This is a genomic window from Haloarchaeobius salinus (genome assembly GCF_024464185.1).
Taxonomy (GTDB): domain Archaea; phylum Halobacteriota; class Halobacteria; order Halobacteriales; family Natrialbaceae; genus Haloarchaeobius; species Haloarchaeobius salinus.
The window spans coordinates 896,220-916,470 of the sequence record NZ_JANHAU010000001.1 but is presented as its reverse complement, the minus strand read 5'-3'; the positions used below and the strand labels follow the sequence as shown (position 1 = coordinate 916,470).

General features: G+C 69.6%; 20 protein-coding genes. 7 read left to right on the top strand and 13 right to left on the bottom strand.

Features of this window, described 5'->3' with window-relative positions; all coding sequences use genetic code 11:
* Positions 1–2 precede the first annotated feature (2 nt).
* Positions 3–425, top strand: coding sequence for a GNAT family N-acetyltransferase (locus tag NO345_RS04635; RefSeq protein WP_256296938.1), 423 nt, complete (start codon positions 3–5; stop codon positions 423–425).
* Here NO345_RS04635 and dnaG read toward each other — a convergent pair.
* Positions 422–1,843 (bottom strand): DNA primase DnaG, encoded by a 1,422-nt coding sequence (gene dnaG, locus NO345_RS04630; RefSeq protein ID WP_256296936.1) that lies wholly within the window; start codon positions 1,841–1,843, stop codon positions 422–424. The two genes, NO345_RS04635 and dnaG, sit on opposite strands and share 4 nt — an antisense overlap.
* 144 nt (positions 1,844–1,987) lie before the next feature.
* Complete coding sequence (locus NO345_RS04625; RefSeq protein ID WP_256296934.1) at positions 1,988–2,854, bottom strand: ArsR/SmtB family transcription factor; 867 nt, start codon at positions 2,852–2,854, stop codon at positions 1,988–1,990.
* Positions 2,855–3,075: 221 nt separating this feature from the next.
* On the opposite strand from NO345_RS04625, the gene NO345_RS04620 reads away from it, so the two are divergent.
* Positions 3,076–3,732, top strand: coding sequence for a DUF6517 family protein (locus NO345_RS04620; RefSeq protein WP_256296932.1), 657 nt, complete (start codon positions 3,076–3,078; stop codon positions 3,730–3,732).
* A gap of 3 nt (positions 3,733–3,735) precedes the next feature.
* Here NO345_RS04620 and cruF read toward each other — a convergent pair whose 3' ends face one another.
* From cruF to crtID, 3 genes are read right to left on the bottom strand one after another with little or no spacing between them, the layout of a single operon-like run.
* Entirely contained in the window at positions 3,736–4,608 is an 873-nt protein-coding gene (gene cruF, locus NO345_RS04615; protein ID WP_256296930.1) for a bisanhydrobacterioruberin hydratase, read from the bottom strand.
* The gene (locus NO345_RS04610) at positions 4,601–5,491 is read right to left on the bottom strand and encodes a prenyltransferase (protein WP_256296928.1); all 891 of its coding nucleotides are present in this window, start codon (positions 5,489–5,491) and stop codon (positions 4,601–4,603) included. Before NO345_RS04610 ends, cruF begins: the two co-directional genes overlap by 8 nt.
* A 15-nt stretch (positions 5,492–5,506) precedes the next feature.
* On the bottom strand, positions 5,507–6,991 hold the full coding sequence (gene crtID, locus NO345_RS04605; RefSeq protein ID WP_256296926.1) for a bifunctional phytoene desaturase/3,4-desaturase: 1,485 nt from the start codon (positions 6,989–6,991) through the stop codon (positions 5,507–5,509).
* 98 nt (positions 6,992–7,089) lie between these two features.
* Between crtID and NO345_RS04600 the strand changes: the two genes are divergently transcribed.
* Together NO345_RS04600 and NO345_RS04595 are read left to right on the top strand one after the other, a co-directional pair.
* Positions 7,090–7,779 (top strand): SDR family oxidoreductase, encoded by a 690-nt coding sequence (locus tag NO345_RS04600; RefSeq protein WP_256296924.1) that lies wholly within the window; start codon positions 7,090–7,092, stop codon positions 7,777–7,779.
* A 92-nt stretch (positions 7,780–7,871) separates the two neighbouring features.
* The gene (locus NO345_RS04595; protein WP_256296922.1) at positions 7,872–8,765 is read left to right on the top strand and encodes a ZIP family metal transporter; all 894 of its coding nucleotides are present in this window, start codon (positions 7,872–7,874) and stop codon (positions 8,763–8,765) included.
* A gap of 6 nt (positions 8,766–8,771) precedes the next feature.
* On the opposite strand, the gene NO345_RS04590 is transcribed toward NO345_RS04595, so the two are convergent.
* On the bottom strand, positions 8,772–9,353 hold the full coding sequence (locus NO345_RS04590; protein ID WP_256296920.1) for a hypothetical protein: 582 nt from the start codon (positions 9,351–9,353) through the stop codon (positions 8,772–8,774).
* Positions 9,354–9,434: 81 nt separating this feature from the next.
* Positions 9,435–9,941 carry a YkgJ family cysteine cluster protein gene (locus tag NO345_RS04585; RefSeq protein WP_256296918.1) on the bottom strand — a complete coding sequence of 169 codons (507 nt, stop codon included), beginning with the start codon at positions 9,939–9,941 and terminating at the stop codon, positions 9,435–9,437.
* A gap of 148 nt (positions 9,942–10,089) precedes the next feature.
* On the opposite strand from NO345_RS04585, the gene NO345_RS04580 reads away from it, so the two are divergent.
* Positions 10,090–12,402 carry a bacterio-opsin activator domain-containing protein gene (locus NO345_RS04580; protein WP_256296917.1) on the top strand — a complete coding sequence of 771 codons (2,313 nt, stop codon included), beginning with the start codon at positions 10,090–10,092 and terminating at the stop codon, positions 12,400–12,402.
* A gap of 41 nt (positions 12,403–12,443) precedes the next feature.
* Here NO345_RS04580 and NO345_RS04575 read toward each other — a convergent pair whose 3' ends face one another.
* From NO345_RS04575 to NO345_RS04550, 6 genes are all read right to left on the bottom strand, one after another.
* Positions 12,444–12,635, bottom strand: coding sequence for a DUF7576 family protein (locus NO345_RS04575; RefSeq protein ID WP_256296915.1), 192 nt, complete (start codon positions 12,633–12,635; stop codon positions 12,444–12,446).
* Positions 12,636–12,728: 93 nt separating this feature from the next.
* On the bottom strand, positions 12,729–15,416 hold the full coding sequence (gene ppc / locus NO345_RS04570; RefSeq protein WP_256296913.1) for a phosphoenolpyruvate carboxylase: 2,688 nt from the start codon (positions 15,414–15,416) through the stop codon (positions 12,729–12,731).
* Positions 15,417–15,501: 85 nt separating this feature from the next.
* Complete coding sequence (locus NO345_RS04565) at positions 15,502–15,822, bottom strand: transcription factor S (protein ID WP_256296911.1); 321 nt, start codon at positions 15,820–15,822, stop codon at positions 15,502–15,504.
* A 17-nt stretch (positions 15,823–15,839) separates the two neighbouring features.
* Complete coding sequence (locus NO345_RS04560; RefSeq protein WP_256296909.1) at positions 15,840–16,406, bottom strand: DUF8135 domain-containing protein; 567 nt, start codon at positions 16,404–16,406, stop codon at positions 15,840–15,842.
* Complete coding sequence (locus tag NO345_RS04555; RefSeq protein ID WP_256296907.1) at positions 16,403–17,287, bottom strand: hypothetical protein; 885 nt, start codon at positions 17,285–17,287, stop codon at positions 16,403–16,405. Before NO345_RS04555 ends, NO345_RS04560 begins: the two co-directional genes overlap by 4 nt.
* 57 nt (positions 17,288–17,344) lie before the next feature.
* Positions 17,345–18,178 (bottom strand): RAD55 family ATPase, encoded by an 834-nt coding sequence (locus NO345_RS04550; RefSeq protein WP_256296905.1) that lies wholly within the window; start codon positions 18,176–18,178, stop codon positions 17,345–17,347.
* Positions 18,179–18,762: 584 nt separating this feature from the next.
* Here NO345_RS04550 and NO345_RS04545 point away from each other — a divergent pair.
* On the top strand, positions 18,763–19,536 hold the full coding sequence (locus NO345_RS04545) for a Nif3-like dinuclear metal center hexameric protein (RefSeq protein WP_256296903.1): 774 nt from the start codon (positions 18,763–18,765) through the stop codon (positions 19,534–19,536).
* Between the two features lie 43 nt (positions 19,537–19,579).
* Positions 19,580–20,029 carry a universal stress protein gene (locus tag NO345_RS04540; protein ID WP_256296901.1) on the top strand — a complete coding sequence of 150 codons (450 nt, stop codon included), beginning with the start codon at positions 19,580–19,582 and terminating at the stop codon, positions 20,027–20,029.
* Positions 20,030–20,251: the final 222 nt, after the last annotated feature.

Sequence of the window (20,251 nt, the reverse complement as noted above, 5' to 3'; positions counted from 1 at the left end):
CGATGGCGGTCCGCGAGGCGACACGGGCGGACCTGCCGGCGCTCCGGGCGCTCCAGGGCCTCCTCGACGCGCCGGTACCGGAGCTGTTCGAGGACCTCCCGCCCGGCGTGACGCTCGTCTCGACGGCCGACGGCGTCCCAGTCGGCTACAGCCACTCGTTCACCGGCGACGTCGCCCACGTCGCCGAGCTGGTCGTCGCCCCGGCGCATCGGCGCGAGGGACGCGGCCGTCGGCTGCTCCTCGCCGTGCTCGCCCGGCTGCGACGCGAGGACTGTCGGGCCGCGGAGCTGGTCGTCGCGGCCGAGAACACGTCGGCGCGGGCGCTGTACGAGGAGCTCGGCTTCGAGGCAGGCGAGAGGCTCGTGGGCTACTACGGGAGCGAGGAAGAGGCCGGCGACGCCGTCCGATACCGGCTGCAGCTCTAGCTGCCGCCGAGGAGCCGCTCCGCGGTCCGGATCCTGGTGCCGGTCGGCCGCTTCACGAACTCGCCGAGCGACGCGGCGACGACGTGGTCGACGCCGCGCTGGGCCGCCACGTCGAGCACGCGCTGGCTCAGCTCGCCGTCGAGCACGACCGCGTGCGGGACTGTCTCGGCCTCGCGGACGAGGTCGAACCCCTCGCTCGCCGGTCCTTCGGCGATGGCCGCGAACTCGTCGTCGAGCAGCCTGACCTGTCCGGTACCGGTGGCGACGACCGCCTCGACGTGCCCCCGGAGGGTGTCTGGTTGTGCGGGCCCGTCGGCCGGCTCCGACTCCGCCGGCTCGGTCTCGTACGCTGCCGCCTCCGCGGGCGAGTCGGGCGATGCCGTACCCTCCGGGTCGGCGGAGTCCGTGGCCGCCGGGTCGGGCGTCGACTCGATGGCATCGGCCGCGGCCTCGACGACCGCCGACTCGGCCCCCGCCGGTGTCGACTCGGCGGCCGCCCCGGCAGCGCCGCCGGCGGTGGCCGGCTCGGACCGGTCGGTCGCGCCGCCGTCGCTCTCCGCGGTCGACAGCGAGACCGCCTCGCGGGTCCCGACCGCCTCGTGGGGTGCGCTGGTCTCGGAGACGACCGAGAACGGCACCTTCTCGCGCAGCGCCTCGAACACCTCGTGGTGGAGCAGGTCCTCGACGGACTTGCCCTCGGGCGCGAAGGCGACGTAGTCCACCTCGCCGACCTGCGAGAGTTCCTTCAGGATGAGGTCACCGCCCCGGTCCCCGTCGAGGAACGCGGTGACGGTCTTGTCCTGCGTGAGCGTCGCGACCGCGTCGGGCACGTCCGTCCCCTCGACGGCGATGACGTTCTTGATGCCGTACTTCAGCAGCTGGAGCACGTCGGCGCGCCCCTCGACGACGACGATGGCGTCGCTCTCCTCGACCCGGGGGCCCGCGGGCAGGCCCTCGTACTCGGAGATGTCGGCGACGCGAGCGTGTTCGCGGACCTCCCGGAGTATCTCCTCGGAGCTCATCATCGAGTCGTCGAAGGCGGTCGCGAGCAGCTCCTTCGCGCGCTCGACGACCCGGCGGCGCTTGGCCGCCCGGACGTCCTCGATGTCCTCGACCTCCAGCGTCGCCTTGCACGGGCCGACGCGGGTCAGCGACTCCAGCGCGGCCGCGAGCGTCGCCGTCGCTACCTTGTCGAGGCTCGTGGCGATGGTGACGCTCCCGTGCGAGCGGCCCGCGTCGCTCTCGATCTCGACGTCGATGCGTCCGACCTTCGAGGACTGCTGTAGCTCCCTGAGGTCGAGCTCGTCGCCGAGGAGCCCCTCGGTCTGGCCGAAGATGGCCCCGACGACGTCACTTCGCTCGACCACCCCGTCGGCCGTTACCGTCGCATGAATGAGATATTTGGATGTATCCTCCATTGATGATCTGCCCCCTGTGGGAGGCGTGTGATGGTGATGCTGCCATGAACTGGTTCATGGACACGGGAGCTACGTGCTCCCGGTTCATACCTGTTGTTATCGGGAGAAGTGGACTGAACGTATCCCCGCGGGCTGGCGGGCGAGTCAGTACCGGTCGCCGGACCAGTACCAGTAGCCGAGGACGAGGGTGAGCACGAGCAGCCCGCCGGCGAAGAAGAGCAGGCCCGGTTCGATCGTCGAGAGGAGCGCGTCGGCACCTGCCGACGCGCCGTCGGTGGTGGCCTGTGCCGTCTCAGTGGCGGAGGCGTCGACCATCTCGTACTGCTCGGTCGTCACGTTCCCGCCCTCCTGGTTGAACGTGACCTCGCCGCCGTCGGTCGCCGTCGCCTCCGGGGTGCTCGTCCCCTCCACGGCGATGCTCACGTCGCCCTCGCTCGTCGTCTGGGGCGCGGTCGTCTCGCTCGCGTTCCGGGCGACCTTGGCATCGTCACCGCCACCGCCGGTCGGCTGGACCGCGTCGCCGGAGTCGCCGGAGTCGCCGTCGGTCGCCCCCCAGCCGGTCCGACCGAGCAGGCTCGGTAGGCCGTACTGGACGAACAGGCTCGCGGCGGCGAGCACGCCGACACCCCCGACGAACCTGCTGAGCGCCGACCGGAGCCGCGAGGAGCGCTGCTCGTCGCCGGAGACGATGAGCGGCCCGGACTGCGGTGCGTAGACGTTCATCTCGTTGCCCCGCGAGGAGTACCAGACGTCGACGACGTCGATGAGCCCGGCATCCTCCAGTTTCTCGAGGTGGTACCGGACGTTCTGGATGGAGGAATCGATCTCGTCGGCGATGTCGCTCGGGGTCCGCGGCTCCTCGTGCAGGCAGGTGTAGATACGCCTCGCGGTGTCCGAGGAGAGCGCACCGAACACCTGGTCGGCGTCGTCGCTGTCGAGGTCGACCACCCGCGGTGGCTGTTCTGGGGTGGGGGTCGTCTCGTCGGAGCGGAACGGCAGGAGCCGCGACATGCTACTCCACCCTACAACAGCGACAGATAAACCAATTGTGCAAGCTGAAAACCAGTTTTGAGCTATCCATGTCGTTCGTGTCTTGCGGTTCCGTCCGTCCCCCCGATCCGAAACCGAGTGACGCATTCTCGATATAAACCAAGGTGAAACGGCGATTGAGGTGGGAAATCCGGGGTTGGCGACCGGCACGCCGAAGGCCCTCGGGGGCGTATCGAGCGCCGATGAGTGCCCCGCGCCTGCCCGACACCCTGCTCGCCGAGTTCGGCTGGGAGCTGGCCCGGACCGAGTCCGAACTCGCGCTGGAACTCCCCTTCTTCTCCATCGAGGCGTTCAACGCGATCTACGTCGAGTCGTCGAGCGCCGATGCCTACGACGCCATCGCGGACCCCAGGGTCGACCTCGCCGGCCGCGCCTTCTTCACCACCGACCTCGTGTTCGACCCGTCGCTCGACTCCTTCGGCGTCGACCCCGCCTCGGTGTTCGGCATCGCCACCCGCTACGCCGAGCGCGAGTTCAAGGAGAGCATCGAGGCCGACGGGCTCACCGCGGTCGAGACCGTCGAGGAGCGCGACTTCGACCGGGGCGACGGCCGCCCGGCGCGGGTGTTCTGCTACGACGTCTCCTACCCGCTCTCCGACGACGTCATCGAGCAGGACGTCGTCGACGGCCAGTTCACCCTCCCGTCGACGCTCTGGGCCTGCATCTGGCCGACGCGGGGTGCGTACGCCATGGCCGGCGGGATGTATCCGACCGAGGAGTTCGCCGACGCGATTCGCCGGCAGGCCTCGGGCGCGCGGCTGGCCGTCGACGTGCAGGTGAACCCCGACCCGGAGAGCGACCGGGACCGGGTGTTCGAGGCGATGCGGCGGGTCGAGTGAACCCTACCGCTGCACCGCCCGGACGAGCGCGCTGTCGCCGACGGAGAAGTCGAACCGGTCCGTGGCGAGCAGGCCGACGCCGAAGCCGGCCGCGAGGACGACGGGAATCCAGTTGCCGTAGAGCGCGTTGATGCTCCCCCAGAGCAGCACGAAGCTCACCATGTCGTCGAGCATGAACTCGCAGTCCCCGAGACGCGCGAGTAGCCCATCGCGGGCGAACGCCACGTCGAAGGCGACGACGGCGACCGTCGCCGAGAGCACCCAGCCGACGTAGTTCGAGGCGGGGACGCCGTAGTAGCCGCCGACGCCGTCGGGGTGGGCGGCGTACTCCCAGAAGTCCACGGCGACCGCGCCGGGGTCGAGCACGAGGTCGATGGCGACGACGGCGGCGACGGTGACGAGCAGTCGAATCGCCCGTGAACGCGCCCGACTCCCGAGCAGCAGCAGCATCAGCAGGTAGGCGTTGAGGACGAGCGGGAAGAAGAAGACCGGCAGCGCGACCGGCACCTCCCCGAACAGCATCGGCCCCAGGGGGACCTCGTACTCGAAGTAGCCGTACGGCCAGCCGGTCCGGACGCCGACGAGCTCGATGCCGTAGGCGTACAGCGTCAGCAGCCCGAGGCTGGCCGCGGCCCGCCTGCCGACGAGCGGCAGCACACCCGCGACGAGCGGGAGCCGCATGACGAGCACGCCGAACAGCACGAACAGCGGGTTGTACGCGAGTGGGTCGGGGAGCCAGCCCTCCGCGCTGGCGACGAGCGTCACCGCACCGACGAGCGGGAACACGACGGCGATGGTGAATCGGTGCTCGCGGACGAGTTCGTCGAGACGGGATTCGAGCCGGCGGCGGTCGAGCTTCCCACTCGCGTCAGGCATACAGCATCACCCAGAGCTTGCCCATCGTCATGACTGCGCCGACGACCGTGTTCAGGAACGGGAACCACCAGTACGCCCGGTCGACGGCCACGTCCGAGAGCGCGACGCCGGTGACGAACAGGGGATAGACGGAGAGCAGCAGCCCGAGCCGGTAGTCGACCAGCGCGAAGGCGGCGGCGGCGGCGAGCCAGACCACGCCACAGTAGGCGTAGGTCGGCCCCTCACCGAGGAACGTCGCCGTCGTGCTGATGCCCGCCTCGCGGTCCGGCTCGATGTCGGGGATGGCGGAGAACGTGTGCATCGCCATCGTCCAGAGCCACGCCCCCGCGATGGCCGCCGTCGGCGGGAGCGCGTCGGCGACCGCGACGAACGCGATGACGCCGGGCAGCGCGTACAGCCCGTTCGACAGCGAGTCGAGCAGCGGCGTCGTCTTGAACCGCAGCGGCGGCGCGCTGTACTCGACGGCGAGGAACAGGTAGAGCGCGAACGCCAGCGTACCGACGGTCGGGAGGACGACCAGGAGGGGCACCGCGAGCAATCCGGCGAGGGCGACGACGACCCGGACGGCCGTCCCACCGCGGTACCGGACCTCCTTCTCGTCCTTCTTGGGGTTGTGCTCGTCGATGTCGCGGTCGAACGCGTCGTTGACGCCGTAGAGGAACACGTTCGCCGGGACGAGGAAGTACGCGAACAGCGCGAACGTCAGGGGCGTCAGCAGTTCGGCGGTGCCGTTCGCGGCGTATGCCGCCCCGACGACGACCGGCCCGGCGAGGTAGAACCAGAATCTCGGCCGGGAGAGCCGGAGCAGGTAGCCCGACAGCCGGTCCTCCGAGGGGACGATCCGGGCGAGGTTCGACGCGAGGCTGGAGACGACACCGGTCATCGTTTCGCGCTCATCCTACGCGCCGTAGTCCTCCAGCACGGCGTCGGCGGTGATGTCGCCGCTGATGAGACACATGGGGACGCCGATGCCGGGCGTCGTGTACGACCCCGTGAAGTAGAGCCCGTCGACTGCCTCCGAACGGTGCGGTGGCCGGAACATCGCGGTCTGGCGCAGCGTGTGGGCCATCCCGAGGGCGGTCCCCCGCATCGAGTTGTAGCGGTCCGCGAACTCCGAGACCGAGAACGTCTCCTCGACGACCATGCGGTCGCGCAGGTCGGTGTCGGTGAACTCGGCGATGTCGTCGAGGATGAGCCCGCGGTACCACTCGCGTGTCTCCTCGTCGTCGTCCAGCCCGGGCGCGATGGGGACGAGGACGAACAGGTTGCTGTAGCCCGCCGGCGCGACCGTGTCGTCGGTCTTCGAGGGGACACAGAGGTAGTACGCGGGGTTCTCCGGCCACGCGGGCTCCTCGAATATCTGGTCGAAGTGCTGCTCCCAGTCCGTCGGCAGCACCAGCGTGTGGTGTTCCAGCTCGGGCACGTCGCCCTCGACGCCCATGTACATGAGGAACGCGGAGGGGGCGTAGGTGCGTGACTCCCAGTAGTCGGCGCTGTACTGGCGTTTCTCGGGCGGGAGCAGCGCCTGCTCGGTGTGGGCGTAGTCGGCGTCGCTGACGACGATGTCGGCGAGGAGCTTGTCGCGCTCGGTCTCGACGAGGAAGCCGCCGTAGCGACCCTTGATCTCCGTGACCGGCTCGTCGACGAGGAACTCCGCGCCCAGCTCCTCGCCCATCTCGACGATGCCGTCGACGACGCCGCCCATGCCGCCCTCGGGGTACCAGACGCCGAGGTTGAAGTCGACGTGGCTCATCAGGTTGTAGAGCGCGGGCGTGTTCTTCGGCGACCCGCCGAGGAACACGAGCGTGTACTGCATGATCTGCTGGAGCTTCGGGTGGTCGAAGTAGTCCTCGACGTGGTCCTGCATCGACCCGAGCAGCGAGAGCCCGCGGGCCTGCCGGGCCACGTCGATGTCCACGAACTCCCGGAGGGAGGCGCGGTCCTCGTAGACGAAGTGCTCCATGCCGACCTCGTAGTTCTCCGCCGACTTGTCGAGGTACCGTTCGAGCGCCGCGCCGGCCCCGGTCTCGTACGACTCGAACACCTGCTTCGTGCGTTCGAGGTCGCGGGTGACGTCGACCTTGTCGCCGTCCTTGAAGAAGATGCGGTAGTGCGGGTCGAGATGCTCCAGCCCGTAGTACTCCGTCGGTTCGCGGTCGAAGTGGCCGAAGAAGCGCTCGAACACGTCGGGCATCAGGTACCAGGAGGGCCCCATGTCGAACCGGAAGCCGTCGCGTTCGAGCACCGAGGCGCGACCACCGAGCTGTTCGTTCTTCTCGATGACCGTCACCTCGGCACCGGCGTCGGCGAGGTAGCAGGCCGTCGCGAGCCCACCGAACCCGCTCCCGACGACGACGACCGACTCTCCTGCGAGGGAATTCATGCCCGAGTATTGTAACGAGACCCGCATAAAGTCGCCGCAAACCTGGTTGGGGTAGCCGCGACCGATGCTTTCCTGCGGACCGAGGGCGAACGGGGCGTATGGACGGACTGACGGCGGTCGTCACCGGTGCAAGTCGTGGAATCGGCGAAGCGGTCGTGGACGAGCTGGTCGCGGCTGGGGCGCACGTGGTCGCCTGTGCCCGCGACCCCGGCGACCTCGACGGGCTGGTCGAGCGGCACGACGACGCCGTCACGCCCGTCAGGGCGGACGTGCGCGACGAGTTCGACGTCGAACGGCTCGTGGAGGCGGCCTCGCGGGCCGGCGGCTACGGCGGCATCGACCTCGTCGTCGCCAACGCGGGCGTCTACCACGGCGACCCGGGCGACACACCGGTGCAGGACGAGCCGTACTCGGCGTTCGACGACCACCTGCGGACGAACGCCCGCGGTGTCTTCGCCACGTTCCGCGAGGCGGTCCCGCACCTGAACGAGGAGGCCCGGCTGCTCGTCCCCACCGGCTCCGTCGCGAGCGACGCCAAGCCGGGCATCGGCTCCTACGCGGTCTCGAAGGCGGCTGCCGAGGCGGTCGCCCGCGCCTTCGCCGTCGACACGCCGTTCGTCGCGGGCTGTGTCGACCCCGGGCAGGTCGAGACCGACCTCTCGGGAGCGGGCGGGCGCGACCCGAGCGAGGTCGGTCCGCTGTTCGCCTGGGCGGCGACGGACTGCCCCGCCGAGGAGCTCGACGGCGGTGTGGTCGGACTGCGCGAGTGGAAGCAGGCGACCCGATAGGAACGAGGCGAACGCGGGTGGTCCGGACGGGGACGGTGGTGGGTCCCCCGCAATCGAACCTCTTATTAACTCGAATCGAGTGATTAGTAACAATGGGTTCCACGGAAACGTTCGGCTGGCGGGACCCCGGCGACCTCTCGCTCGTCGGCCTCGCCGCCGTCGCGTCGTTACTCGTGTTGAGTGCCGCCGCCGTCGTCTCCGCGCCGAGCACCGACGCGATGAAGCCCGTCGGCATCGCGTGGGTCGCGTTCTTCGCCATGGCGCTCGCCATTCCAGTCGGTGTCAGGGCGCGCGACCAGCACGCACGGGCACTCGTCTGGGGCTACGGGCTCGCCTCGGGCGCGATGATCGTCAGCGCCGCCCTCTTCCTCCTGCCGCAGGCGTTCGGGCTGGCACAGGGTGCAGCCAACCCCGCGACGGGGATGAAGTACGCCGGTGCCGGCGTCGCGGCCGGCCTGCTCGCCGGCTTCGGGAGCCACACGCTCGGGCACCGCTTCGCCCACGTCGACATCGGCTTCGACCACACCGCCGTCGAGCTCTCGGCCCACGCGCTCGCCGCCGGCGTCATCATCGGCATCGTCTACGGCACGATGCCCGAACTCGGCGTCGGCCTCGGACTGGCCATCGTCTCGCACAAGGGACCGGCCGGCTACGCCGCCGCCCGTCGCCTCGCGAGCAACGGGAAGTCGCCCTCGGTCATCCTGCTGCCCGCGACCGGCGTCGGGCTGACCGCCATCCCGGCGAGCTTCCTCGACCTCTCCGGCGAACCGCTCGTCACCGCCGCCGTCTTCGGCTTCGCCGCGGGCGTGTTCCTCCACGTCGCGATGGACTTCCTGCCGCGCTGTGAGATCGGCGGCGAGGTGTACGAGGTCGCGCAGGTCTCCGACGACGCCCACCACCTGCTCGACCGGCTCCGCGTCCACGCGGTCGGGAGCACGTTCCTCGGCGGCACGGTCGTGTTCGTCGCCTGGCTGCTCGTCGGGTGATGCCGATCACGGTCGACGCACCGCGAACAGGGCGACGCACCCGAACCGTTCTCCACGTGTCCAGCCGCGGCCGACGCTCGCGGTGAGCGAGAAGGCGTACCGGCCGGGGTCGAACGATGCCCCGATGCGGGCCGCCCCGTCGGCCGTCGCCACGGGTTCGGCTCCACCGACCAGCCACTCGTACCGCTCGCCGGGGTAGACCGTCGCGAACCCGTCCGCGGCCGCCCCCGACGCCACGTCGATCCAGCCGTCCTCGCCGCGTCGACGGACCGTCCAGTCTCCGGGGGCGAACGTCAGCGGCACGTCGCCCTGCGGACGGAGGGTGAGAGCGAACGACGTCCCGGCCCGGAGTGGGGTGGCCGCGGGCGGATGGACCGCCACGGGGACACCGCTCGGCGCGGGGTGACCACCGCCGGTGCAGACCGTCCGGTCGGCCGCCGCGTCGAACGTCGGGCACGGCCGCTCCGCACTCCAGCCGTCGGTCGGCGCGTCCGACGACCCGCCCGCGATGTCCAGCGGACCCTGGAGACAGCCGGCGAGGCCCGCTGCGCCGGTAGCGAACGCGGTGAGGAGGGCGCGTCGTTGCACGTGAGGACCGACGGTGGCCCGGACGAAGTGTCCTCGCCTGGGTGAAAGACGGGTTTCAGTCAGTGGCGGGCCGGCAGCTCCTCACAGCTCCCGGTCGCTCTCGGGGTCGTCCAGCTCCCACAGCACCTCGGGCAGGAACGCGTCGAGGTTGTCGATGACCTTCCGTTCGGAGACGTCCAGACCGTCGCAGTGTTCGTGCGCGCTGTCGCGGATGTCGACGTGGATGTCGCCGTCCTCGACCGTGACCGCGAGGGGGAACACCGAACAGCGCGCCGGCTTCCAGTCGTGCTCGAGGTGGAGGGTACAGAGGCCGTCGTCCCGCAGGAAGTAGCAGGCCTCCCCGTCCTCGCCGACGTGCTCCTCGCGCTCCTTGTCCTCCTTCCGGACGAAGTCCTGCCCGCGGAAGTCGGTCGTCGCGTCGGCGAGGTCGGCGTGCCCGGCCAGCTCGAAGAAGTCCGGCTCGTACAGCAACACGCCGTGGTGACAGCACCAGGTGCAGTCGTCGACGCACTCGAAGGTGAGCGACGGGTCGAAGTCGACGACGACCTCGCGACCGGGGTGGACCTCGACGCGTCTTGACGCTGCCATCGGCGAACAGTCGGGTCCCGAGACTCAAATGGGTTGTCTCCGAGCCCGGTCGTCGGGAACGGGGAGTTATGCGACTCCGGTGTGGAGTGAGTCGTGTGCGGCCGAACACAACGCATTTACCGGTCGAGCCCTCGAAAACGGAGACGCAATGAGCGAGGAGTTCAGGGTTCTCTATCTCACCTCCGACCCGACTCCGGAACCGGAGCTTCCGGACGGCCCCGGCTCGGGGCTCGCCGTCGAGACGGTCGGGACCGTCGACGAGCTCGACCGACGGCTCGCCGCGGACGGCGCGGACTGCGTGGTCGTCTGCGAGGACCGTGACGCCGGCGACGACGGGCTCGCCGAGGTACACGATACCCACGCCGAGACGGTGCCGTTCGTCCACGTCACGACGGACCCGACGCTCGACGCGGACGCGGTGGTCGGCGACGGTGTGCTCCACACACTCTCCGACGACCAGCCCGTGCCGTTCCGCGAGCTCGCCGCCTACGTCTCGACGAGCGTCGAGTTCACCGACGCCGCGAACCGCTTCGCGGTGTTCGCACACCACGCACAGGACGGCGTCGTGACCACCGACGCCGACGGACGCGTCACCGAGACCAACCCCGCGGTAGCGGACATCTTCGGCTTCGAGGACGGCGAGCTGGTCGGCGAGCACCTCTCGAGACTGCTCCCCGAGGACGGCGGCGACCGGACGCTCCTCCCGCCCTTTGCCGACGACGACACCGCGATCCAGTGGCAGCCGGTGCGGTTCACCGCGGCCGACGCCGACGGCGACGAGGTGCCCGTCCTCGTGACGTTCGGCCGGTTCGAGACGGCCTCGGGGACCCACTACACCGGCGTCGTCCGCGACGTCTCCCAGCGGGAGCGCCTCGAGACCGAACTCGAGTCCCACCTCGAGCGGGTGACCGACGCGTTCTTCGCGCTCGATACCGACTTCCGCTTCCGCTACGTCAACGGGCGCGCCGCCGAACTCATCGACGTCGACCCCGACGCGGTCGTCGGCGACCTGGTCTGGGACCGGTTCCCCGCCGCCGTCGGCAGCCGGTTCCAGGAGCAGTACGAGCACGCCATGGAGACACAGGAGTCGGTCTCCTTCGAGGAGTACTTCCCGCCCCTGTCGACGTGGTTCTCGGTCCGCGCCTACCCGTCGGAGACGGGGCTGTCGGTGTACTTCCGTGACGTGACCGAGCGCAAGGCACGCGAGCAGGCCCTCGAACGCCAGCGCGACGAGCTGGAGGGGCTGGCCCAGCTCAACCGCGTCCTCCAGCACGTCAACGAGACGCTGGTCACCGCCGCGAACCGGACGGTGGTCGAGCGGACCGTCTCCGAGCAGCTCGTAGAGTCGTCGCTGTTCGCGGCCGCCTGGCTCGGCCGGGTCGACTCCCGCCGCGACGCGGTCGAACTGGCGACGAGCGCCGGCCACAGCGAGTTCGAACCCGAGCCGACGGTGGCCGTCACCGAGGCGGTCACCCATCCGGCGGGGCGGGCGGTCGCGTCCCAGTCGGTCGAACTGGTCGACGATCTGGCGGCGCTCGATGGGGGCGACCCGTGGGTCGAGGCGGCACGCGAGCAGGGCTTCTCGTCGGTCGCCGCCGTGCCGGTCTCGTACAAGGGCTCCCAGTACGGGGTCGTCACCGTGTTCGCGACGAAGCCCGGCGCGTTCAGCGAGGGCGTGGTGGAGGCGCTCTCGCAGCTCCAGAGCGTCGTCGGGCTCGCCATCAACGCGACCGAGCGTCGTGCCGCTCTCATCGCCGACGGCACCATCCAGGTGGAGCTGACGCTCCGTGACGCGTCCAACCCACTGTTCCGGGCGGTTGCGGAGCACGACCTGGTCGTCGAGCTCGACGGGGCGACGGCAGTCGACGACCACACCTTCGTCGAGTACTTCACCGTCACCGGTGAGCCCGAGCAGGCGTTCTTCGACACCGTCCGGTCGTTCGACCGCGTCGAGGGGCTCACCGTCCTCAACCAGGGGGCCGAGGAGACGCTCGTGACGCTGACGGTGGTGGACCCGCCCATCTCGACGCTGCTCGCCGAGCACGGCGGCACGGTCCGCGAGATAGTGGTCGAGGACGGCTCGGCGGAACTCGTCGCTGAGCTCCCGAAGTCGGGGTCGGTCCGGTCCCTGGTCGACTCCCTCGAGGGGATGTTCGAGACCGTCGACCTCCGGGCGAAGCGCGAACGGAAGCGCCCGGAACGACGGGTCTCGGAGTTCCGGTCGACGCTCGAGGAGCAGCTCACCGCCCGCCAGCGCGAGGCACTCGAGGCCGCCCTGCGCGACGGCTACTTCGAGTGGCCACGCGAGAGCGACGCCGAGGAGATCGCGGCGACGCTCGACATCTCCTCGCCGACGTTCCACGAGCATCTCCGGGCCGCACAGCAGAAGCTGTTCACCGACCTGTTCGACGTGTCGCCGACCGGGCCCGAACGGGACGTCCCGGCGGGCGAACGCTCCTGACCACGGACGGTCCCGAACAGGCCCTCGGCGTGCCCCGAGGGTCACTCCGCTCGTTCCTGCCAGCGGTCCCGGCAGCTCCGGTCGCAGAACGAGAGGAGCTGGACGGCACCGTCGTCGGTCGTCGTGGTCGCGGCGGGGTGCCACTCGTCGGTCTCGACGGGGGCACCACAGGTGGCACACGTCGCCTCGGTATCCTCGCTCGACGAAACCGGCTCTGGCTCTGCTGAGGTCATCGTCCCTTCCGGCCACGGCTACGACACGGACCCACCTAAGGGTGCGACCAAGCCACTCTGGGACACCGCCGCGAGCCTACATGGATAGGGGTTTCAGCCGGTGTTCTGCATCCCCGCCGCGATCCCCTTGACAGTGAGCCGGAGGGTGCGCTCCTCGGCGTCGGTGCGGTGGCTCCGGGCGAGCAGTCGGGTCTGGAGCAGGTTCAGCGGGTCGACGTAGGGGTTGCGCCGGCGGAGGCTCTCGCCGAACCAGTCGCGGGCGTACAGCGTCTCGCGGTCGGCGATGGTCGTCACGAGGTCGGTCGCCCGCTCGTACTCGGCGCTGACGCGGGGGAAGAACCGTTCGCGGAGGTCCTCGTCCGCGAGCTCGGCGTAGTGGGTCGTGATCTCGAGGTCCGTCCGGGCGAGCGAGAGCGCGGCGTTGTCGAGCGTCGACCGGAAGAACGGCCACGAGTCGTACATCTCCTGCAGCGTCTCGACATCGCCGCCGTCGTCGAGGTACGCGTCGATACCGGTCGCCAGTGCGTACCAGCCCGGGAGGATGCAGCGCGACTGCGTCCACGAGAACACCCACGGGATGGCCCGCAGGTCCTCGACGCTGCGCTCGCCCGACCGCGAGGCCGGGCGCGAGCCGAGGTTCAGGTCCTCGATGACGGTGATGGGCGTCGCCTGCTCGAAGTACTCGACGAACCCCTCCGTCTCGAGGAGGTCGCGGTACTCGTCGCGGGCGGCGTCGGCCATCGTCTCCATCGCGGCGACCCAGGTGGCAGCGACCGACTCCTCGGGCGTCTCGATGGCGTTGCGCCGCGCGCGGAGCTGGGCGTTCAGCATCTGGGAGATCTCGCGCTCGGCGACGCGCGGGTTGGCGTACTTCTCGGCGATGGCCTCGCCCTGCTCGGTGAACTTCACCTGACCGGTGACGGTGCGGTTCGGCAGGGCGAGCAGCGCCTCGTGCATCGGCCCGCCGCCGCGGGAGATGGAGCCACCGCGGCCGTGGAACAGCCGCAGCGTCACGTCGAACTCCGCACAGACGTCGGCGAGGCGGCGCTGGTTCTCGTACAGCGACCAGTTCGCCGCGAGGAAGCCGTTCTCCTTGTTCGAGTCGGAGTAGCCGAGCATGATCTCCTGGGTCCCTCCCCGGGATTCGAGCGCGCCCGCGTACGCCTCGTTCTCGAACAGCGTGCCCATGATGCGGCGCGCCCCGGAGAGTGCGCTCTCGGTCTCCAGCAGCGGGACGACGTCGAGCCCGCTGTAGCCGGGGAGTTCGACGACGCCCGCCTGGTCAGCGAGGAACAGCACCTCGAGCACGTGGCTCGGCTCCTCGGTCATCGAGATGGCGTAGGTGTCGATGGCGTCCACGCCGTACTCGGCCTGCCAGTCCGCGAGATGGTCGAACCGCCGGAGGACACGGGTCGGCGTGTCGTCGAGGCCCTCGGTGTCGGTCACGTCGACGACCGGCTGGTCCTGCAGGATTGCTTCGGTGAGCGTCTCGACGCGCTCGTCCTCGTCGAGGGATGCGTAGTCGATGCCCTCGCGGGCGAGCGCCGCGGCGACCGTCGCGGTGTGGTTCTCCTGGTGGTCGCGCAGGTCGAGGCTGGCCAGCGAGAAGCCGAACGTCTCGACCTGCCGGCGCGTCGGCTCGACGTGCGCGTCGACGATGGCCTCGCCACCGTTGGCACGAAGGCTCCCCGCGACCACGTCGAGGTCGTCGGCGAGCCCGGACGCGTCCTCGTAGCCGCCGGGGCGCACGTCGTCGACCCGGTCCAGGCGCTCGCGCATCAGCTTCAGCTTCTGCCGGTACGGCTCGCTCGGGTAGCGCGACTCCGCCTCGTCGACGACACCGGGGAGGCGTTCGCGGTCCGCGGCCAGCGACGCCTCGAACCGCGAGCCCACGTCGAGCCGGTCGACGTCCTGGCTCAGGATGCCCGACAGCGCCTTCAGTCGGTCGCGGTAGCGCTCGAGGACGACCCGCCGCTGGCGCGCGAGCGTCTCCGTCGTCACCTCGGGCGTGACGAAGGGGTTGCCGTCGCGGTCGCTGCCGGCCCACGAGCGGAACTCGAACAGCTTGCCGACGTCGAGGTCGGCGAACGACTCGCCGAGCGCGTCCTCCAGGTCGGCGTACACGTCGGCTGTCACGTCGAACAGCGTGTTCTCGAGGTACCACTGGACGTTGCGCGCCTCGTCGGTCGGCTGCGGCTGGCGGTCCCGGACCTGTGGCGTCTGCCAGAGGCTCGTCACCTCGGCCTCGAGCTCGCGTTCGAGCCCCGCGACCTCGTCGTCGGTGAGCCGCTGCTCGTCGAGCGTCTCCAGGTGGCCGGCCACCGAGCGCAGCTTCGCCTTCACCGTCTTCCGGCGCGCCTCGGTCGGGTGCGCGGTGAACGTCGGTTCGACGATCACGTCGTCGAGCACCTGCTGGACGAGCTCGGGGTCGTCCTCGGCGAGGTGCTCGACGGCCTCGCGGACGCCGTCCGAGAGCGTGCCGGCCTGCTCGCCCCGCCGGACCGCCCGGACCCGCTCGCGCTCCTCGGCGAGGTTGATGAGTTCGAAGTAGGTCGTGAAGGCCCGTGCGACGACGCTCGACAGCTCGGGCGTCAGCCCCTCGAGCTCGGCCGCGAGTTCGTCCCGGTCCGTCCGTTCCCCGCGCCGGTAGTCGATGGCCGCCTCGCGGACCGACTCGACCGTGTCGAACGCCCCCGTGGAGGACTGCGCTTCGAGCACGTCGCCCAGGAGTGCGCCGAGCTCCCGGACGTCCTGCCGAACGTCCCTGTCGTGCAAGCTCATGGCACGGGGTACGGTAGCGACCCGTATAACGGCCCCAGACGGTGGAGAAAATTGCCACTCGGTTACGAGTAAAGAATTTCGTGCCTCAGTTGTACCCCCGCCACTTCTTCCCGCACTCGGTGCACTTGAAGAAGCGCGTCGGCGGCTCGTCGGCCGAGGCGGTCTGCTGGATGTAGTACCACGCCTCCTCGTTCCCACAGGCGTCACAGCGCACGTCGGTCGCCGTGGGCTTGCCCTCGAACTCCGCGTTCTCCTCGGTCTCGATGACCTCGCTGTCGGTCTGTGACTCGGTGCTGACGAACGCGCTCTCGTCGCCGCCGCGGGCCTCGCTGGCCCCGCAACTCGAACAGACCCACTCGTCGCCCTGTGCCTTCATCATCGAACCGCAGTCGTCGCAGAATTGCATCGTATCGTGTGTGTTCGTTACCGAGTGCGTTCGAGTCGTTCGTCCTCGAGTATCTTCGGACAGTCGACCACCTCGAACTCGTCCATGCTCGCCTCGCTCCGGATGGTCGTGCCCTCGTGCGTACAGCCGACCTCGGGCGGGTCGGTGAAGAACTCGCAGCGCTGGCAGTACTTGCTCTTCGAGACCGTCCGGACCTCCGGCGCGTCGGGTTCCGGCTCGGCCGTCGGCCCCTCCGTCGACACCTGCTCCCAGAGCGCCTCGCTGTCCACGTCACCGACGTCGACGGACTCGAACAGGTCGTCGTTCGGGTCGGGCTCGGTCTCCTCGCGGCGGCGCTCGAACTCGTCGGCCATCTCGCCGAGCGGGCCGGCCGTCTCACCCTCCAGCTCCGGCGGGGACTCCCCGTCCGGCCCGGTGATCTCGGGGGTCGCGTCCCCGACGCTCGGCGCGTCGTCGGTCTCGCTCGTCGCCTCGTCGTCCGTCTCGGCGTCGTCCCCGTCGGCGTCGTCGCTCGGTGGCACGGACTCCGTGTCCACCATCTCGTCGACGAGGTCGTCGAGCGGGTCGTGGTCGTCCTCTGTCATTCTCTCTCCTCGATGTCCGGGGCAGACCGGTCGTCGTCCTCGAAGAACGTCTCGTCTAGCTCCTCGTCGAGGTCGGGCTCGGCGCTCTCGGGCAGCGCCGGCGCGTCACCCGTGAGCAGCCGGTTCGACCCGAACGGCCCGAACGAGTCGTCGGCCTGTACGTCGGTGAACGAGCTCGCACAGTGGGGGCACGCAGGCTCGGTCAGCAGCGCGATTCGGACCGTCGCGGCGCACTCCTCGCACTTCGCGCGCTCGATGCCCTCGCGGTTGGCCGCGAGCCGCAGCGTGTCGACCGACGACCGCCGTGCCTCGGCGGCGGCCAGCCGGAGCGTCTCCTCGCGGAGGTCGACGGTCAGGCGCGCGAGCTTCGTCAGCTTCGTGTCGAGGTCGTCGGTGGTGTCGCTCAGGTACCGCAGGATGGTCTCGTAGTTCTCGAAGCCGGCGTCGAGCTCCGCGGAGAGCTCCGCGACCGCGTCGTCGAGGTCGTCGAGGTCGCTCCGGACCCCGCCGAGTCGCTCGACCGTCGTCGCCAGCTCGTCGAGTCGAGCGAGGAGCTCCTCGTGGCTGTGCTCCGCCGGAGCCTTCCCGTCTGTCTCGTGTTTTACCTGGATGACGCGCTCCCGGACGTCCTGGATCAGGTCGGTGTACTCCTCGCGTTGCTGCTCGAGGCGTTCGTCCAGCTCCCCACTCCGGTCCTCGAGCAGCGACGAGAGATCGTACGCATCGACCTCGTTCGCCGACGAGACCGTCCGGTACGCGGACAGGAGCTGCTCCAGCAACGCCTCCGGCGGGACGTCCTGCTCGCTCGCCTGCTCGTGCAGCCACTCCCCCAGTTCCGGCGGTAGCTGCACGGATAGGTCGACGTGCTCCTCGCTCGCCATTCGTGCGGAGTTCGGCTGGGAAACGCTTAAGGCTTGTTGCAGACGAAGCGGCGGCCCTCAACGGATTTTGCGCACGTCGCTGATGTCGAACCCACCGTCGTGAATCTCCGTCTCGAACTGGATGATGTCCTCGTCCTCCAGTCGCGAGAGCACCCCCCGGAACTGCTTGACGACGAGGGTGCGTGCCCGCTCGGAGCCACCGGACTCCCACTCGAACAGCAGCGTCCCGTCCGTCGCGTCCATCAGTCGCCCGAGGTGCTGGTCCGACAGCGCCTCCGTGTTCACCAGCAGGAGTACCAGCCCGCCCCACCGGTACGAGGCCTTCTTCAACCCCTTCATCAGCAGGGTGATCTGGTTCCAGTCCATCTGCTCCTCGGCCGCACTCAGCAGGTCCGTCACCGAGTCGATCACGACGAGGTTGCCCGCCCCGTGCTCGTTCAGGTACTCCCCGACGGCGTTGAGCGTCCCCCGGCGGTCCCGGTCGCCCAGCGAGCCGATGTCCGGCGTCGCGTTCGAGTACCACTCGCGGGGCACCTGCGACAGCTGGAAGTACTGGCTCGACAGGTCGGCGAACTCGACGTGCTCCGTCCCGGCGTCGACCAGCTCGTCGTCCATCACGTAGCGCATCTCCTCCAGCAGTGCGTTGCTGTCGGCCGTAAAGGAGATGTAGTGCACCTCCTCCGGGAATCGCGCGTCGTCGTGTGCGTTCCCGTAGTACAAATCGAACAGCTCCTGGTCCGACTCCTTCAGTCCGTTCATCGCGACGCTCGTGTAGACGAACTCCCGCGCACCGGCACCCACCTCGCCCGCGAGCAACACGACGCTCCCAGGTGGCGCGCCACCGCCGATCATCGAGTCCAGCCGGGAGATCCCCGTCGGCAACCGTTCCATACCCCGGAAGTCGGTCGGTGCGTAGGTAACCGTTACGGCGGCCAGTGGTTGGATGTGCTGTGACAGTCGGTTCGTGTACGGCAGTCGTGGCAACCTCTGGTACCGCGAACAGCCAGAAATCCCCACCCACCGCGACCGCACCGCACCTCACACCCCACCACCCTCCTGCATCTCCGGAAATCAGAGAGTTCCGGCGGGCTCACGAAACGCACGCGTTTCGTGACCGATGCTCGCTCCGCTCTCTCGAACCACGCTTCTCGTCCCTCGCACGGATGGCTCGACACGCTCGCTTCGCTCACGGGTCGCAGGCTCCCCGTTCGCAGTCGCGGTTCTCGCTCGCTCGCGCTCACTCCAAACCGCGCACCGCTCGCGCAGTCTCGCCTGCCGCGCGCCACGGCGGTTGTGCAATCGTTTAAACCACATCCCGCGGCCAGACCCCGCGTGACCTGATGTCAGTCCGACGGCGGGCAGCGGGTGTGTACCACGTCGCCGTCGGGAGGGGAGTGGTGCCTGCTCGCCAGCGCGGGAGCCGTAACTATCCCGGGAGCGCAGGGTCTTTCTCGGCGGCGGTCGTCGGTCCGGGCATGCGACTCACCGAGTTCTGCGGGCGACTCGACGACGAGCTCAGGACGGCGGACTTCGCCGACCTCGACGCCAGCGCGAACGGGCTCCAGGTCGGGCCCGAACGGGGAGCCGTCGAGCGCGTCGCCTTCTGCACGGATGGCGTGAAACAGACGTTCGAGCGGGCGGCCGACTGGGGAGCGGACGCGCTCGTCGTCCACCACGGCATCTCCTGGGGCGGCATCGAGCGCATCACCGGGCGGACGTACGGCCGCGTCGCACCGCTCGTCGAGCACGACGTGGCGCTGTACGTCTCGCACCTGCCGCTCGACTCCCATCCGGAGCTCGGCAACGCCGCCGGACTCGCGGATCTGCTCGGCCTCGAAGCGCGCGAGCCCTTCGGCGAGGTCGGCCCGGAGCACGTCGGCCAGCGGGGCCGCACCAGCGACACGTTCACCGTCGACGAGCTGCGCGAGACGCTCGCCGGCGAGCTCTCGACCGGCGGCCAGCCCGTCCGGACCATCGACTTCGGCCCGGACGAGATCGGCGACGTGGCCATCGCCACCGGCGACGGCTCCGACTACGTCCCCGAGGCCGGCGCGAAGGGCGTCGACGCACTCGTGATGGGCGAGGGGAAGCAGAAGACCTACCACGAGGCCCGCGAGGCCGGGCTGAACGTCTTCCTCGCCGGCCACTACGCCACGGAGACCTTCGGCGTCCGGAACCTGCAGGACTGGGTCGAGACGTGGGACGCGGAGATCGAAACGGCGTTCTTCGACGTGCCGACCGGACTCTGAACCGGGGGAAAGCGTATTGTCGCCGGGGGCGATAGCATCGCTCATGACCCTTCTCGTCCCGTTCGATGGCTCCGCGCTCTCGGCCACCGCACTCGAGCGCGCAACCGAGTTCGCGACCTTCCGTGGCGAACAGCTGGTCGTCCTCACCGTCGTCCCCGACGATTCCGAGTACGCACGCGAGCGCGGCTGGCTCGACCCCGAGGACACCTTCGACGTGGGCGTCATCGAGCGCAAGCTCCGCCAGCGTGTGCGCGACCTCGCGCCCGAGGCCGAGTTCCGCTGCGAGCTCATCGAGAACGTCGAACCCGTCGCAAGCGAGACGACCGACGTGGCCCGCCGGGTGCGCGAGGTCGCCGCCGAGGTCGACGCCAGCGTCGTCTTCGTCGGCAGCGAGAACGCCGGGCGCGTGACGAATCCCCTGAGCAGCGTCGGCTCGCCCGTCGCCGACACCCCGCAGTACGACGTGTACATCGCCCGCCGCCGAGACGAGTGAGAACGCTCTTTTCCGCCGGTGGTGTAGCCCTGGGTGGCCGATGACGATGCACCCGCTCCGAGCCGGGGTGGCTCCCGGCGGTGACGAGCCCTATGAGTGCCGAGGCCTTCGACTATAGGACCGCAATTTAGCTTATAACTGCCAAAGCGTGAATCAGAGGGCTTTTAATTGGTGTTTTTTGCATGTTTGCACAATCACGCTGAGGTGAGTGGAACCACTCTA